This window comes from Pseudomonas sp. SDO524_S393 (assembly GCF_054071875.1).
Window position 1 is genome coordinate 63,628 of record NZ_JBSVVZ010000013.1, and the last position, 13,819, is coordinate 77,446.

General features: G+C 61.9%; 16 protein-coding genes. 4 read left to right on the forward strand and 12 right to left on the reverse strand.

Annotated features, from left to right (window positions below):
• Positions 1 to 18: 18 nt before the first annotated feature.
• Positions 19 to 780, reverse strand: coding sequence for an HNH endonuclease (locus tag ACW9IB_RS08305; RefSeq protein WP_457413175.1), 762 nt, complete (start codon positions 778 to 780; stop codon positions 19 to 21).
• A 317-nt stretch (positions 781 to 1,097) separates the two neighbouring features.
• Between ACW9IB_RS08305 and dapF the strand changes: the two genes are divergently transcribed.
• On the forward strand, positions 1,098 to 1,901 hold the full coding sequence (gene dapF, locus ACW9IB_RS08310) for a diaminopimelate epimerase (protein ID WP_457413177.1): 804 nt from the start codon (positions 1,098 to 1,100) through the stop codon (positions 1,899 to 1,901).
• On the opposite strand, the gene ACW9IB_RS08315 is transcribed toward dapF, so the two are convergent.
• Both ACW9IB_RS08315 and ACW9IB_RS08320 read right to left on the reverse strand, forming a co-directional pair.
• Positions 1,898 to 3,031, reverse strand: a complete 1,134-nt coding sequence (locus ACW9IB_RS08315) for a PAS domain-containing sensor histidine kinase (protein ID WP_457413178.1) — start codon at positions 3,029 to 3,031, stop codon at positions 1,898 to 1,900. The two genes, dapF and ACW9IB_RS08315, sit on opposite strands and share 4 nt — an antisense overlap.
• Entirely contained in the window at positions 3,021 to 3,836 is an 816-nt protein-coding gene (locus ACW9IB_RS08320) for an alpha/beta fold hydrolase (protein ID WP_457413179.1), read from the reverse strand. The genes ACW9IB_RS08315 and ACW9IB_RS08320 overlap by 11 nt, the downstream gene beginning before the upstream one ends.
• A 125-nt stretch (positions 3,837 to 3,961) precedes the next feature.
• On the opposite strand from ACW9IB_RS08320, the gene ACW9IB_RS08325 reads away from it, so the two are divergent.
• Entirely contained in the window at positions 3,962 to 5,173 is a 1,212-nt protein-coding gene (locus ACW9IB_RS08325; RefSeq protein ID WP_457413180.1) for a TPM domain-containing protein, read from the forward strand.
• A gap of 5 nt (positions 5,174 to 5,178) precedes the next feature.
• Here the strand turns inward: ACW9IB_RS08325 and ACW9IB_RS08330 are convergent, their stop codons facing one another.
• Positions 5,179 to 5,856 carry a class I SAM-dependent methyltransferase gene (locus ACW9IB_RS08330; RefSeq protein ID WP_457363966.1) on the reverse strand — a complete coding sequence of 226 codons (678 nt, stop codon included), beginning with the start codon at positions 5,854 to 5,856 and terminating at the stop codon, positions 5,179 to 5,181.
• A 122-nt stretch (positions 5,857 to 5,978) separates the two neighbouring features.
• Between ACW9IB_RS08330 and ACW9IB_RS08335 the strand changes: the two genes are divergently transcribed.
• Complete coding sequence (locus ACW9IB_RS08335) at positions 5,979 to 6,515, forward strand: hypothetical protein (RefSeq protein ID WP_457413181.1); 537 nt, start codon at positions 5,979 to 5,981, stop codon at positions 6,513 to 6,515.
• Positions 6,516 to 6,554: 39 nt separating this feature from the next.
• On the opposite strand, the gene ACW9IB_RS08340 is transcribed toward ACW9IB_RS08335, so the two are convergent.
• The 4 genes from ACW9IB_RS08340 to ACW9IB_RS08355 form a co-directional block, all read right to left on the reverse strand.
• Entirely contained in the window at positions 6,555 to 6,980 is a 426-nt protein-coding gene (locus ACW9IB_RS08340; RefSeq protein WP_457413182.1) for a GNAT family N-acetyltransferase, read from the reverse strand.
• 17 nt (positions 6,981 to 6,997) lie between these two features.
• A complete protein-coding gene (locus ACW9IB_RS08345; RefSeq protein ID WP_457413183.1) occupies positions 6,998 to 7,249 on the reverse strand; it encodes a hypothetical protein in 252 nt (83 codons plus the stop codon).
• Between the two features lie 320 nt (positions 7,250 to 7,569).
• Entirely contained in the window at positions 7,570 to 8,061 is a 492-nt protein-coding gene (locus ACW9IB_RS08350) for a GNAT family N-acetyltransferase (RefSeq protein ID WP_457413184.1), read from the reverse strand.
• Between the two features lie 152 nt (positions 8,062 to 8,213).
• Positions 8,214 to 9,629, reverse strand: a complete 1,416-nt coding sequence (locus tag ACW9IB_RS08355; RefSeq protein ID WP_457413186.1) for a purine-cytosine permease family protein — start codon at positions 9,627 to 9,629, stop codon at positions 8,214 to 8,216.
• A 249-nt stretch (positions 9,630 to 9,878) separates the two neighbouring features.
• Here ACW9IB_RS08355 and ACW9IB_RS08360 point away from each other — a divergent pair, with 249 nt between their 5' ends.
• Complete coding sequence (locus ACW9IB_RS08360; RefSeq protein WP_457363961.1) at positions 9,879 to 10,790, forward strand: LysR substrate-binding domain-containing protein; 912 nt, start codon at positions 9,879 to 9,881, stop codon at positions 10,788 to 10,790.
• A 41-nt stretch (positions 10,791 to 10,831) separates the two neighbouring features.
• On the opposite strand, the gene ACW9IB_RS08365 is transcribed toward ACW9IB_RS08360, so the two are convergent.
• The 4 genes from ACW9IB_RS08365 to ACW9IB_RS08380 all read right to left on the reverse strand — a co-directional run bounded on the left by ACW9IB_RS08365 (position 10,832) and on the right by ACW9IB_RS08380 (position 13,800).
• Complete coding sequence (locus ACW9IB_RS08365) at positions 10,832 to 11,224, reverse strand: hypothetical protein (RefSeq protein WP_457413187.1); 393 nt, start codon at positions 11,222 to 11,224, stop codon at positions 10,832 to 10,834.
• Positions 11,225 to 11,558: 334 nt separating this feature from the next.
• Complete coding sequence (argE, locus tag ACW9IB_RS08370; protein WP_457413188.1) at positions 11,559 to 12,704, reverse strand: acetylornithine deacetylase; 1,146 nt, start codon at positions 12,702 to 12,704, stop codon at positions 11,559 to 11,561.
• Positions 12,701 to 13,378, reverse strand: a complete 678-nt coding sequence (locus ACW9IB_RS08375) for a DUF1028 domain-containing protein (protein WP_457413190.1) — start codon at positions 13,376 to 13,378, stop codon at positions 12,701 to 12,703. Before ACW9IB_RS08375 ends, argE begins: the two co-directional genes overlap by 4 nt.
• Positions 13,379 to 13,389: 11 nt before the next feature.
• Positions 13,390 to 13,800, reverse strand: coding sequence for a RidA family protein (locus tag ACW9IB_RS08380; RefSeq protein ID WP_010171793.1), 411 nt, complete (start codon positions 13,798 to 13,800; stop codon positions 13,390 to 13,392).
• Between the last annotated feature and the right edge of the window lie 19 nt (positions 13,801 to 13,819).

Sequence of the window (13,819 nt, forward strand, 5' to 3'; positions counted from 1 at the left end):
CTCACCACAACGTCTTCGTTACTTATTCAACGCCTTGACGAAATCGATTTCCCCGATGAGTTCTTCAATGCTGATGTTTCCACCTCGGTGGAGCATGGCATGACAGTTGGGGCAAACCGGACGCAAGTCCTTGACCGGGTCCAACTGGTATTCACCCCGGATTTCGCTCAACGGTGTCAGGTGGTGCACGTGAATGAAATCGCGCCCACGCGGACCATAAAAGTCATGGAAGTCGAAGCGGCAAACCGTGCATTTCACGCCATGGACCTGTATGCATCTGTCCCGTGCCTCGGTGCTGCGCTCGTAGGCATTGACGGTAATCTGCTTGCGGGCACCTTCGGTTACGGTCTGCGGCACCTCTTCGGCAAGAGGGAAGTCATCGGGTAGCGTGATACCGCGTCGTTTGAGTTCCAGGGTCCAGTCCAGCTCGCAGGCACGGGTGATCTGCTCGCGTTGCCATACAAAATCCAGGTCTTCACGATCGTGAAACGTAAAGTACGTTTCAGACGGCATTCCCCTGCGTTCGGAATTGTGTGAGCTGAGTTTGTTGATGATGACGCCGGTTATCGCCGGCAGACCATTTTCGACAAGCCATCCTGCGAGCGCTCCCATGCCATAGGCGTTGAGGCTGTCACCTATCGTCTTGCCATCAGGAGGAATACCCAGATCCGCGTAGACCTTGGAGTAGGGCAGGTGCGTTCGTGGATTGTTCGCGACGATGTTCCCGGTCCTGAAGTGTGAGATCAGATAGCGCAGTAGCGTGATTTCGTTCTCTGTCACGGGCGGCTCGTCCATGGGGTTTGATTGGGGCGGTCTGTTGACCGTTTGACGCTGGGGGCAAAGAATATCTTGAGTGATGGCATATGGCTATTTTCGACGCTATGGGTGGTGCGCAGGGTCGTGGTAGTGAATGGGCTTTTTGTGGTGAGCAGGCTTGTCCTGCGCTGGGCTGCGAAGCAGCCCCAACATGAGCCGGAAAAACCGCGTCGCCCGGTTTCAGGGCCGCTGCGCGCCCCGGCGCAGGGCAAGCCTGCTCACTACAAAACACCGGTTCATCCCGATAAGATTGTTTTTCTCCAGCCTCCCAAGGACGTTCCATGAGCTTGCCCTTTGTGAAGATGCATGCCCACGGCGATGATTTCATCATCCTCGACCGCCGTGGCCTGGACGACCCGATCACCGAGCAGGTGGCGCGTCGCTTGGGTAACTGTCACACCGGGATCGGTTTCAACCAACTGGCCGTGGTGCTCGATTGCGAAGACGCCGCCGCACGAATCAAGTTCTGGAACCCCAATGGCACGCCGCTCGCCACTTGCGGCAGTGCCACCCGAGGAGTGGCTGATCGGTTGATGCTGGAAGCCGGCACGGATTCCATCGTGTTGCGTACCGACCGTGGTCTGTTGACCTGTGTGCGGGCGTCGGGGCGGCAGGTGTCGGTGGACATGGGCGCGCCGTCCCTGGAATGGGCGGTAGTCCCCCTGGCCGAGGCGCTGGACACTCGGGTGTTGCCGATCGAAGGAGCGCCGGCGGCGTGCAGCATGGGCAACCCCCATTGCACGTTTTTCGTCGATGACATCGCTGCGGTCGATGTCGCTGCGGTGGGGCCGGCGCTGGAGCACCACCCGTTGTTCCCGGCCAGGACCAACGTGCATTTCGTGCAGGTGCTCGACCGTGGCCGCATCCGTCTGCGTATCTGGGAGCGTGGCGGCGGCGTGCCGCTGGGGTCGGGTTCGTGCTGCTGCGGCGCGGTGGTCAACGGCATTCGGCGCGGGTTGCTGGATGACCGGGTCGAGGTGCAGTGCGACGGCGGCAGCGTGACGGTGCAATGGGACGGTAAAGGCGGGGTGATCCTGACGGGCAGCGTGGAGGTGGTGATGCAGGGCCACGTCTACGGGGTTTAGAACGTCACCGTAAAGGTGGTGCCGTCGGTGGCACACGAGCTCACAGCCACATCCCCGCCATGCACCCTGGCCAATTCGCGCACGATATACAGGCCCAGGCCGACGCTGCGCACTTCGCTGCCCTGGTCGGTGCCACGGGTCATGGGTTCGAACAATCCCATGAGCAATGTTTCGGGAATCGCCGCACCGTGGTTGTGTACCGAGACGGCACACCCACCATCCCCAAGGCGTGACGTAATAGTGATCGGCTGCTGCGGGTCGCCGTAGGCCACGCTGTTGGCCACCAGATTGCCGATGATCTGCTGCACCCGGTCGGCGTCCAGATGGGCGTCGCCGGCGCCGATGGCGTGATGCTCCAGCATGGCCTTCGGGAACGCCACACGCAGCTCATCCACCGCCTGGTGGGTGACCCCGTGCAGGTCCAGCGGCGCAGCCTTGATGGTGATGCCCTGGCCGACGCGGGCCTGGGTGAAATCCAGCAGGTCGGCGATCATCCGCTGGGCGCGCTCGGACGACTGGCCGATATGCCCCAGCAACTGGCGCTCCTTGGCGGTGCGTTCGCCACGGCCGAGAAAGTCGGAGGCCATGCGGATGGCCGTGAGTGGGTTTTTCAAGTCATGGCTGACGATGGCCACCATCTGTTCGGCAAACAACGCACGGCGCTGGGCGATGGCGTACGCCTCGCTCAATTCGGCCTGAGCCTGTTTGAGTGCCTCCTCGGTGGCGGTTTTTTCCTGCAACAGCGCTTCGGCCAGGTGGCGGGCGTTGAGCAACTCGCGCTCGTACTTGTCACGGTCGGTGGTGCCGAACAGCGCCAGGTCGTACAGCGTGCCGTCAGCGGTTTCGCGTTGGGTGCCATTGAGTAGCACGGTCACTTTGTGGCCGTCGCGGTGCAGCATGTCCAGCTTCACTTCAGTGACGCTGCCGCCCATGCGCAGCATCGGTGCCAAGTGGGTCTGGTGGAAAATCCTGCCACCCACGGTCAGCAGATCCTGAAAGCGCCGGCTGCACAACTCGTCGTGGCTGAACCCCAGCCAGTCGCTGAACCGCGCATTGGCTTGCAGGATCGTACCGTCCTGGGCGGTAACGGCGAGGGCGCACGCGGCGCTGTCGAACAGGTCAGCCGGCATGGACGCTCGCCCACGGTGCCAGGAAGTCATCCATGGCCGCTGCGCAGGCCTGCGGCGCACTCATGTGCGGGCAATGGCCGACATTTTCCACCCGGCAATAGGTGCTGTTGGGCATTACGCGGTGCAGGTATTCGCCCACGGCAAGCGGGGCGATCAAGTCGTCGCTCGATTGCAGGATCAATACCGGCGTGGCCAGGCCGTTCACGTCCTGACGGTTGTCCGACATGAAAGTCACTCGCGCGAATTGCCGGGCGATCTCGGGTTCGGTGCGGCAAAAACTGTCGGTGAGTTCGGCGCTCAGCGCAGGTTGTCCCGGCGCGCCCATGATCACCGGGGCCATGGCGCCGGACCAGCCGAGGTAATTGCTGTCGAGGGTGTCGAGCAGGTCATCGATGTCGCTGCGCTTGAAGCCGCCGACATAGCCTTCGTCATCGATGTAGCGCGGTGACGGGCCGACCATCACATGAGCGGCGATGCGGCCGGGCGCCAGGCGGTCGGCGAGGGTGGCGATCATGGCGCTGACCGAGTGGCTGACCAAAATCACCGGGCCGACGGCGAAGGCGTCGATAATTTCGTTCAAATCGCGGGCGTAGCCGTCCAGCGCGCTGTACTTGGTTTTGTCGAATGCCGAAAGGTCCGACAGGCCGGCACCGACCAGGTCATACATCACCACGCGAAAGCGCGCCAGAAAATGGGGCGCCAGGTAGTTCCACATGGCCTGGTTGCAGCCAAAACCGTGGGAAAACACCAGGGTTGCAGCCCCTTCGCCCATCACGCTGACATTGTTGCGGTGTTTCAGGTCCATGGGCTTCTCGATGATGGCGCGGTGCTCTACGTGCCAGGAGTGTAGATAGTCCACGGCATGGGGTCACGCGTTATAGCGACGATAGGGTAGAGTTGGCGCATTCATGAAACTTCAGGTAACAAAGCATGGTGGCGATTTTGCGGCAGTCCATCCTGGGCCTTGTGGCACTGGTGTGTATCAGCCTGTTCAGCACAGTCCAGGCGGACACGTCGCCCATCGGCGTCGCCCTCGACCAACGGGTGATCGACCTCACCAACACCCTGGACGCTGGCACCGTCACGCACCTCAAGGACCAACTCGCCGCCCTGGAGCAGCGCAAGGGCGCGCAAGTCGCGGTGTTGCTGGTGCCAACCACGGGCGATGCGAGCATCGAAGACTTCGCCAACCAACTGTTCCGTGCCTGGAAGCTGGGGCGCAAGGACGTCAACGACGGCATCCTGCTGGTGGTGGCCAAGGGCGACCGCAAGGTGCGTATCGAAGTGGGCTACGGCCTGGAAGGCACGGTGACCGATCTGCTGGCCCACCGCATCATCGAAGAACACATCACCCCGGCGTTTCGCCAGGGTGATTTCGCCGGTGGCATTGCCCAGGGGGTAAACGATCTGATTGTACTGGTGGAGGGCGGCGACTTGCCCGCGGTCGCGGGTGACGGCGTGCCTCGCCAGGCCATCGCGGTGTTGCTGGCGTTTATCGCGGGCGGCATCGGCGGCGTGCTGATGGCGGCCCGCAAGCTGGCGTGGCGCCGGGCATTGATCGCCGCTGCCGTGGTCACTTTGTTACTGACGCTCCTGGGCGGTGGGCACGACTGGCCGGTCTACCTGTTGCTGCTGCCGCTGAGCCTATTGATCGGCGGCGCTACGTTTGGCGCGCTGTGGATGGCGCGAACGGCTTTTTACTGTGTGCTGGGGTTGTTGGGGTATGTCGCCACGCTGGTGATCGCCGATCAATACGTCGACGTCAACTTCATCCATTGGCTGGCCTGGCCACTGGGTGCGCTGGTGGTGCTGGGCTTGTACCTGTTGTTGCTGTTCATCATGAAGGACGCCTGGGACAAGAGCCGGGTGGGTTTTGCCGTGCGCCTGGCGGTGGTGGGCGCTGTGTATGGGGCGGTGGGGTCGGTTGCCGACGCGGGCCGGGATGGCTGGCTGCTGGCGTTTCCGATTGCCTCGTTCGTGGCCCTGTTCATCTTTGGCAAGACGTCCGGTGGGTCGGGATCGGGTTCCACCGGGTCGAGTTCCGGCAGTTCCGGCAGTTCCGGCAGTTCCAGCTCGGGTTCCAGCAGTTCGTCCGGGGGCGGTGGCTCCAGTGGCGGCGGCGGGGCGTCGGGCAGCTGGTAAAGCCGCTAGCGCGGCTTGTAGCCCACCCAACCCTTGAAGCTGAAGCCGGCGTAGAACAATTCCACCCCCTCAAAGCCGGCTTCGCGCAGCAAGGCCTCATCCGCCTCGGGTGACAACACCGGCAGCTGTGCGCTGATCGCCGTGATCGCGCGCTCGGCATCCGCCGCCGGTACGCCGGAATCCACCGCAAACGCTGCATAGCGCTTCAGCCAACGGGATTTTTCCTCCGCTGCCTGAGGGAAGCTGTGGTGTGCCACCACCAGCGGTGCGCCCGGCAACAAGCGTTGCCATAGCGCCTTCAAGGTTTGCAGGCGTTCTTCAGCCGCAATGAAGTGCAGGGTCAGCAAGCAGGTCGCGCCATCGAATGGCCCTGCGGGCGCCGTATCGATATAACCCTCATGCAGCTGCACGCGCTCCAGCAATGGGCCCAGGGTCGCCTGTGCCAGCTTCAGCATCTCGGCCGATGGGTCTACCCCGGTGAAACGCCAGCCCGGCTCGGCGTCGGCAAAACGCTTCAGCTCCAGACCACCCCCGGCCCCCAGCACCAACACGCTGCCCGTGGCCGGCACGCATTCGCGCAGCAGCAGGGTAGTCATGCGTTGCAAACCCTCGAAGCCGGGTACGAGGCGCACTGGCCCTTCGGCATAACGGGCGACGGCGTCAGGGTCGGAAAAAAAGCTCATGGCAGGCTCCAGGGCAATGGGCGAGGCGACAACCCTACTGTGGCAAAACCCGTGTGGCAATCGCCTCAAGTATTCAGTGGTGATGTCGATATGATCTCATCGCACACAAGGACCGTCATCCGATGAAAATGCTGAAACTCGCCGCCGTCATGACTCTGCCACTGCTCGGCGCCTGTTCTTCCGACTATCACTACAAAAACTACCAGGGCGACTGGGCCCCGGAAAAACTCCACCCCGTCGACCTCTCGGACAACGCTCCCGACGCTGCGCTGGTGTATTTCGACACTTGGCGCGAGCGCGAACTGGGCGTCCCGTTCCATCGCCTGGTACTGGCCTATGAAGTGGACGGCGTCAAACTGGCCGGGGCCGGGCGCAGTTCGATCCTTGATGTCACCGGCGAACAGGCGTTGAAGCTCAGCCCGGGCAAACACTCGCTGCGCTGGTGCAACGTGTCGATGAATGCCCTGGGCACCGGCGGTGCGTTCTGCAACAACGGTGCGGATAACGTGGACTTCAAACCCAATCAGCGCTACCGGGTGAGTTACCGACTGAGTGCCAGCACCAAGGGCGTGGGACCCAACTACAGCACTGAATACAGCACCTATTCGACCATCCGCGATATGGACACCCAGGAGATCATTTTCCTGGTGGGCCAGTAAGGTCAGGCGGCGGGAGAACGCTTGGGTGAACGCAGGGCCTCATAACGCCTTGGATAAAAATACTCGGCTGCTGCCTTCGGGTTCACAGGCGATCTCGCCAAACCGCACCCACCCGTGCTTCTCGTAAAACCCCGGCGCCTGGAAACTCAAGGTGTACAGCACCGCGTGACGACAGCCCCGGCGCCGGGCTTCGTCTTCGAACGCCTGTAGCAGCTGGCTGCCGATGCCAGAGCCACGCAGCGCGTCGGGCAGGTGAAACAGGTCGAGAAAGGCTGTGCCCAGGCTGGTCTTGCCGGTGATACCGCCGAGGATCTGCCCGCTGCTGGAGTCTTTGATCAATACCGACAGCGGTTGGCGATCGCTGAAGCCCGTGATGCCCTCATTGAAAGCGGCGAGGCCGGCACCGAGTGTGCGTTCGGCGTCGGGGCAGGGTTGGTCGCTGATTTCAATGAGGGGGGTTGTCATAAAGGGGCTCGGTGGTTTCAGGCGCGCTGCCATCCTCCCATGTTATCGGCCTTGATTTCGAAATCTATCGCCTCGCCAAGGCTGGTAAATCGACCTTTCCCGACGGCTTGGGTGGGTTGCCAGCTCTGGGTTTCAGGGTCGAACACTTCAGCATCATCCCCGGCGGTGTGGTCCAGCGGGTTGTGTTTGGGATTCTTTTCATCGACGGTGTCCTGCGGCATGAGGTAGGGCATCGACGAGTACGGATTGAAAGCATTGATGGAGGACATGACTGCACCTCGTTGAGAGTGGGAAATACGTCCCGCCTGGAGTGGCTCTGGCGGGGCGTTTCGCAGGCTACAGAGCGTCAGAGTGCCCTTCAATGAGGTGTTTTTGCGGGGATGTAACGGGTTGAAACCGAGGTCGCAGGCGCCCATTGCAAGAGGGGGCTGTCTGTAGGTTGTGTCCCTTTTTCAAGGCGTCGTTTCGAGGGGCGCGTCAGAACATGGACCTGCATCAGGGACTTTTGCACGTTGAAATACAAGCATCGTTCCGGCGGTTCTCCATTGAAAACGTCCCGATACATAACAGAGCCCGGCATCGTACAGACTTAAAGCACCATCACCATCTCGTGCCACGCCATGCCGCCGTGCTCCGACGGCGAAGGCCGCACATAGCCATAGCCCATGCGGGTGTACAGCGGCACATGCTGTTCCTTGCACATCAGGTGAATCGTCTGTTTGCCCATCGCCTGCATGCGCTGCACGAACTCGGTCATCAGCAAGCGGGAATAGCCCTTGCCCTGCTGCGTGGGGTCGACCACCACCGACATGATCACCACATTCGGAGCCTCGGGCGCATGCCCCACCAACTCCTTGAACGCCTCGTCCGACATCACGACATCAAAGGCGCAACCGCAGTTGATGAACCCCACCACCGCGCCCTCGTCCTCAAGAATCAGGAAACCCTCGGGGTACTGCGCGATGCGCGTGGCGATCTTCTCCAGCGTCGCGGCTTCGTCGCCTTCGTAGGCGGTGGTTTCAATCTCGAAGCAACGCGCGGCGTCGGCGGGGAGGGCGTTGCGGAAGGTGAGGGTGGGCATGGGTGGTTCCTGGCGCGTTGAGCGAAAGGCCACATGATAGAGAAACCGCAGTCCCGGGCAACACGATTCTCTAGCGGCTGCTGCGTCGAGCCGCCCGCTAAAAACAGAAAACCCGCCAAAGCGGGTTTTCTCCTATCAGGCGCAGCAGGCGATCAAACCCCACTCACCAACTTCCCGCCCTCCATCCGGCGTTTGTACGCACTGTCCCGATTCGCCAGCCAGAAGTACAACGGCGAGGTCACCACCAGCCCCACCACCCACGACAAATCCGCGCCGTTGATGTGCTCGGAAATCGGGCCTACATACAGCGGCGTGTTCATGAACGGAATCTGCACCACGATGCCCACTGCATACGCCAGCAGCGCCTGGGGGTTGTAGCGGCCATAGATCCCGCCGTCGACGCGGAAGATCGAGGCAATGTCGTATTGGCCTTTGTGAATGGCGTAGAAGTCGATCAGGTTGATCGCGGTCCAGGGCACCAACACGACCAGCAATACCAGCACCATGTCGACGAAATGGCCAATGAAGTCCTTGGAGGCGAACACCGCCGCAATCGCACAAGCCGCCAGCACCAGGATGGAAATCACCGCACGGCTCTTGGCGGTGGGGATCCAGCGGTAGGCGAAGGTCTGTACCAGGGTGATGATCGACAGCACCGCACCGTACAGGTTGAGGGCGTTATGGCTGATCACGCTGAGCAGGAACAGCACCAGCATCAGCGGGCCGATGGCGCCTGTCGCAAGTTTGACTGCGTCCATGGTGTCCATGCCTACCGGGGTGGCGAGCACGGCGACGGCGCCGAAGATGAACGACAGGCTCGAACCCAGGGCCGAGCCCAGGTAGGTGGTCCAGAAGGTCGACGCGACCGGCACATCAGCCGGCAGGTAGCGCGAATAGTCGGAAACGTACGGCGCGAAGGCGATCTGCCAAAGCGCGGCCAGCGACACGGTGGCCAGCCAGCCGGAAATGTTGAATTCGCCGCGGGTCAGAAAGTCTGTGGTCTGCACGTGGGTGAAGATGTAGCCGAAGCCCAGCACGATGCCGGCGCCCAGCACCCAGGTGCCGATACGGTTGAGTACGTGGATGAAGCGGTAGCCGATGATGCCGATGATCCCCGAGCCGATGGCGCCGATGACGATGCCCACCGGCACGGGCACCACATCGACCACGCCATGCAGGGATTTACCCGCAAGCACGATGTTGGAAGCGAAGAAACCGACGTACATCACACCCGCGATCACCACCACCAGCAGCGCACCGAGGGAGCCGAACTGCGCGCGGCTCTGGATCATCTGCGGGATACCCATTTGCGGGCCCTGGGCCGAGTGCAATGCCATCAGCACGCCGCCGACCAGGTGGCCGACGAGGATGGCGACGATGCCCCAGATCAGGTTCAGGTGAAACAGTTGCACACCCAGTGCGCCCGTCACGATCGGCAACGGTGCGATATTGCCGCCGAACCACAGGGTGAACAAGTCTCTTACCTTTCCATGGCGATCTTCGGGGGGCACGTATCCAATCGTGTGTTTTTCGATGAGCGGGGCGGAGGATGTTGCAGTGGTGACCATGACGAGCTCCAAGGCAAGGTGAGTACGTTGACGTACTTCGCTGTGCGCCACCAACGCGGCGCTTGTTGTTGGAGTGATCATCTGCAATGGGCGCAGGGAGGTAAATTAGTAAGTTTGTTGCTATAGACCTTAAAAAATATAGCTCGCGACGGATTATGCTCCGGTATGTTGCATGCACTTGAATCTGCGTGAAAAAGGCGTTTTTCACGCACTTGTTTGGGGCGAAATCCCACGTTTTCGGAGGTCCCGATGGCTGCCTACAACCTGCGCCAACTCAGATATTTTGTCACCACCGCCGAATGTGGCAGCGTCGCTGAAGCGTCGCGCAAGCTGTATATCGCGCAACCGTCCGTGTCCACGGCCATCAAGCAGTTGGAAGACAGCTTTGGCGTGCAGTTGTTTATCCGGCATCACGCCCAGGGCGTATCGCTGACGCCCAGCGGCGCACGCTTCTACCGTAAGGCGCTGGAGTTGCTGCGGGTGGCCCACGAATTCGAACAGAACGCCCTGGCGGACAACGATGTGGTGGCGGGGCAGATCGATATCGGTTGCTTCGAAACGGTTGCGCCGCTGTACCTGCCGCGCCTGATCGCCGGCTTCAAGGCGTTGTGGCCGGGGGTTGAGATCCGTATTCGCGACGGCGAGCAACAGGAACTGGTGCAGGCGCTTACGGCGGGCAGTATCGACGTGGCGATGCTGTTCGAGCACGACCTGGGCGGCACCATCGAAACCACGCCGCTGATGCCGCCACAGCAGCCCTATGCGCTGCTGCCGGCGGATCACCGTTTTGCGCAGCAGGCGAAAGTGTCGCTGGCGGACCTGGTGTTGGAGCCGATGATCCTGCTCGACGTGTTGCCCAGCCGCACTTACTTCGTGAGCATCTTTGAAGAGCGCGGGTTGACGCCGAATATCGTGTTCAGTTCGCCATCCATTGAGATGGTACGAGGGATGGTAGGGCGGGGGTTCGGCTTCTCCATCCTCGTGACCAAGCCGTTCACCGAATACACCTACGATGGGCAGAAGGTGGTATGTGTGCCGCTGGCCGAGACGGTCACCGGGTCGGGATTGTCGGCGGTGTGGTTGCGGCGCGCGCCGTTGACCAAGCCGGTGCAGTTGTTTGTGGATTATTGCCGCGAAGAGCTGGCAAGGCTGTTGGCTTGATGTTCCAGAGTTCCCACGCAGTGCGTGGGAACTCTTCAGCTTTAGGCCTCGGGGGCGTAATTCCGGATGCCTGCGTTGTGCAGGCGCTCCTGGAATTCCCGATTGAAGTCACTGATCCTCATCTGTAAGGCAGGGCTGAAGGTCCCGTCGGCATTGTTAGGTTTGAAACTGAAATGGACAGTGTTGTACAGACCGAATCCACCGCCGTAGTCGCCGGCTTCAAAGTCATCGAATTCTTGTTTGACGACAATATTTTTTAACCGTGCAAGATCGTTGAAGAGGTTCATCGCTCCGCGATAATCCTCAATCTTCACGGTGAAGCGGATTTCGGTTTGCTCCGGCATGCCTGCACCAGGATGCATACGCAATGCCTCAGGCGCTCCTGAAAGGGTTAAAGGGCTCTGGGTGATCGGTTGGGATTGGATGCCTTGCATCGTGACTACCTACGAATTGATTGATGTGGCCACCACTGGGTGGGACGGCAATAAGTGGTTGAGCGGTGCACTGCGTTCCTGGCGATTGGCGTCGAAGTGAATCGAAACATTACACGTCGACAATGGAACGCTTTCTTGCGAACCAGGCGGAGAGTCAGCCGCCAACGCTGCTGGCTGATGTACCGCTATCGCAGGCAAGCCAGCTCCCACAGGGGACGGCAGTGGCTGAAAAAGCTCCGTCAACCGGGGCATCGCGCCGGGTGCATTCTCACCAGCAATAGAGATCCAGTGTGGGAGCGAGCAAGCCCGCTCCCACATTGGGTTTGTGTTCGGCTCAGGCGCTGATCGAGTCGAGCATGCGCCGCAACATCTGATCGCAGCCAGTGAGTTGTTCCAGCTTCACAAACTCATCCGGCTTGTGCCCCTGGTCCATGCTCCCGGGGCCGCACACCACCGTGGGGATGCCCACGGCATCGAACAACCCGCCTTCGGTGCCGAACGCCACTGTGCCGAAGTCCCGCGAGCCGGAAAACGCCGCGATCAGCTCCGCCGCCTGGCTGCGCTCATCGGTGACCAGCCCGGGGTACGCCGACAGTTCGGTAAAGCGAATCGCACTCTGCGCGCTCACCGCCTGCATGCGTGGCAATACCTGTTGCTCGGCGTAGGCCTTCAGTTCGTCTGCCACCTCTGCCGGGTCCTGGGACGGCAAGGCGCGCACTTCGAAGTCGAACCGGCAGTCCGCCGGCACGATGTTCAACGCCTTGCCGCCGCTGATCACACCCGTCTGCACGGTGCTGAACGGCGGGTCGAAGCGCGTGTCCCGGGTCTGGCGCAGGCGTTGTCCGATGCGGCCCAGTTCGCCAATCAGGTCCGCTGCGTGCTCGATGGCATTCACGCCGTAAGGCGCATACGCCGAATGGCACGCCTCGCCATGCACGTCGCAGCGCATCGCCAGTTTGCCCTTGTGACCCAGCACCGGCTTGAGCCCGGTCGGCTCGCCGATGATGCACAGCAGCGGCTTGATGGGGCGCTGTTCCAGCACCTTGAGCAACGAGCGCACGCCCAGGCAGCCGACTTCTTCGTCGTAGGACAGGGCGATATGCACCGGCGTGCGCAACTGCGCCTTGACCAGTGCCGGTACCAGCGCCAGCACGCAGGCGATATAGCCTTTCATGTCCGCCGTGCCACGGCCAAACAGCTTGCCGTCGCGCTCGGTCAGTTCGAACGGCGGCACGGTCCACGGTTGACCGTCCACCGGCACCACGTCGGTATGCCCCGACAGCACGATGCCCGGCACGTCCACCGGGCCAACGCTGGCAAACAGGTTGGCTTTGCTGCGCTCGTCGTTGTACACCAGCTCGCTGGCCACGCCGAAACCTGCCAGGTAATCGCGCACGAACTCGATCAGTTGCAGGTTGGACTCGCGGCTGGTGGTATCGAATCCCACCAGCGCTTGCAGCAGTTCGCGACTGCTGCTCATCGGTCGTCTCCCGCCACGCCGTAGCCTGGCGCGCGATCGGGAGCGAGGGCGCGGTCGACGTAGTCCTGCACTTGTGGACGATAGGCATCCCACAGGGTTTGCAGCTCGCGGATCGGTTGCTCGTCGGCCCAATCCACGCGCAGGTTGATGATCGGCCAGGTCAGCTCACCGACCACCACCAGTGCGGCGGAATGCACCGGGCCGGCTTCGCCACCAGCGGCGATGGCCGCGTGCATGGCCGCCAGCAGGCGGTCGGCCAACTGGCCTTCGCCGTGTTCGAACGCCTTGACCATGGCATCGATCACCCCGCGGTCGGCGAGCATGTTGCCCGCCGCCACGCACTGTTCGCCGGCCACGGCGTGGTGGGTGCCCAGGGTCTCGCTGCCACTGAAATGCACGGCACGGCCCAAGTGGTCAATCGCGGTCAGTTGCCGGTACTGGCTGTAACCATTGCGTGTCAGGGCGGTGTCGATGGCCTCGGCCGGAGCCAGGCCCTGTTCCAGCAAGTCGAGCACATCCGGGCCCAGGGCCGGCAGGGTGATGTTCTGCGTCGACACCGCGCCCACGCCCGGGCGCAGCCATGGGCAACGGGCGCCCACGGCAATGCTGGAGGAGCTGATGGCGATGCCCATCTGGCCGGTCTCGGCACAACGGGCAACGATTGAAAAGGTCATGGGTTGCCTCCTTACTCCGGGATCACCGCGATCACATCGATTTCCATCAGCCATTGTGGCTGGCCAAGAGCCGACACCACCAGCCCGGTAGAGATCGGGAACACGCCTTTGAGCCATTTGCCGACTTCCTGGTAGACCGGCTCGCGGTAGCGCGGGTCGATCAGGTAGGTGGTGGTCTTGACGATGTGGCTCAGGTCGCTGCCGGCCTCTTCCAGCAGTTGCTTGACGTTGCGCATGGCTTGTTCGGCCTGGGCGCGGGGATCGCCCAGGCCCACCAGGTTACCGTCAAAGTCGGTACCCACCTGGCCGCGTACATACACGGTGTTGCCGGCACGCACGGCCTGGCACAGGTCGTTGTCCAGGCTTTGGTTGGGGTAGGTTTCCTTGGTGTTGAACATGCGGATGCGAGTGTGAGTAGGCATCAGAAAAACTCCGGCAAAT

Coding starts and splice junctions, on each gene's coding strand:
- dapF (WP_457413177.1), top strand. CDS start 1,098: ATGAGCTTGCCCTTTGTGAAGATGCATGCCCACGGCGATGATTTCATC.
- ACW9IB_RS08315 (WP_457413178.1), bottom strand. CDS start 3,031: ATGCCGGCTGACCTGTTCGACAGCGCCGCGTGCGCCCTCGCCGTTACC.
- ACW9IB_RS08320 (WP_457413179.1), bottom strand. CDS start 3,836: ATGGACCTGAAACACCGCAACAATGTCAGCGTGATGGGCGAAGGGGCT.
- ACW9IB_RS08325 (WP_457413180.1), top strand. CDS start 3,962: ATGGTGGCGATTTTGCGGCAGTCCATCCTGGGCCTTGTGGCACTGGTG.
- ACW9IB_RS08330 (WP_457363966.1), bottom strand. CDS start 5,856: ATGAGCTTTTTTTCCGACCCTGACGCCGTCGCCCGTTATGCCGAAGGG.
- ACW9IB_RS08335 (WP_457413181.1), top strand. CDS start 5,979: ATGAAAATGCTGAAACTCGCCGCCGTCATGACTCTGCCACTGCTCGGC.
- ACW9IB_RS08340 (WP_457413182.1), bottom strand. CDS start 6,980: ATGACAACCCCCCTCATTGAAATCAGCGACCAACCCTGCCCCGACGCC.
- ACW9IB_RS08345 (WP_457413183.1), bottom strand. CDS start 7,249: ATGTCCTCCATCAATGCTTTCAATCCGTACTCGTCGATGCCCTACCTC.
- ACW9IB_RS08350 (WP_457413184.1), bottom strand. CDS start 8,061: ATGCCCACCCTCACCTTCCGCAACGCCCTCCCCGCCGACGCCGCGCGT.
- ACW9IB_RS08355 (WP_457413186.1), bottom strand. CDS start 9,629: ATGGTCACCACTGCAACATCCTCCGCCCCGCTCATCGAAAAACACACG.
- ACW9IB_RS08360 (WP_457363961.1), top strand. CDS start 9,879: ATGGCTGCCTACAACCTGCGCCAACTCAGATATTTTGTCACCACCGCC.
- ACW9IB_RS08365 (WP_457413187.1), bottom strand. CDS start 11,224: ATGCAAGGCATCCAATCCCAACCGATCACCCAGAGCCCTTTAACCCTT.
- argE (WP_457413188.1), bottom strand. CDS start 12,704: ATGAGCAGCAGTCGCGAACTGCTGCAAGCGCTGGTGGGATTCGATACC.
- ACW9IB_RS08375 (WP_457413190.1), bottom strand. CDS start 13,378: ATGACCTTTTCAATCGTTGCCCGTTGTGCCGAGACCGGCCAGATGGGC.
- ACW9IB_RS08380 (WP_010171793.1), bottom strand. CDS start 13,800: ATGCCTACTCACACTCGCATCCGCATGTTCAACACCAAGGAAACCTAC.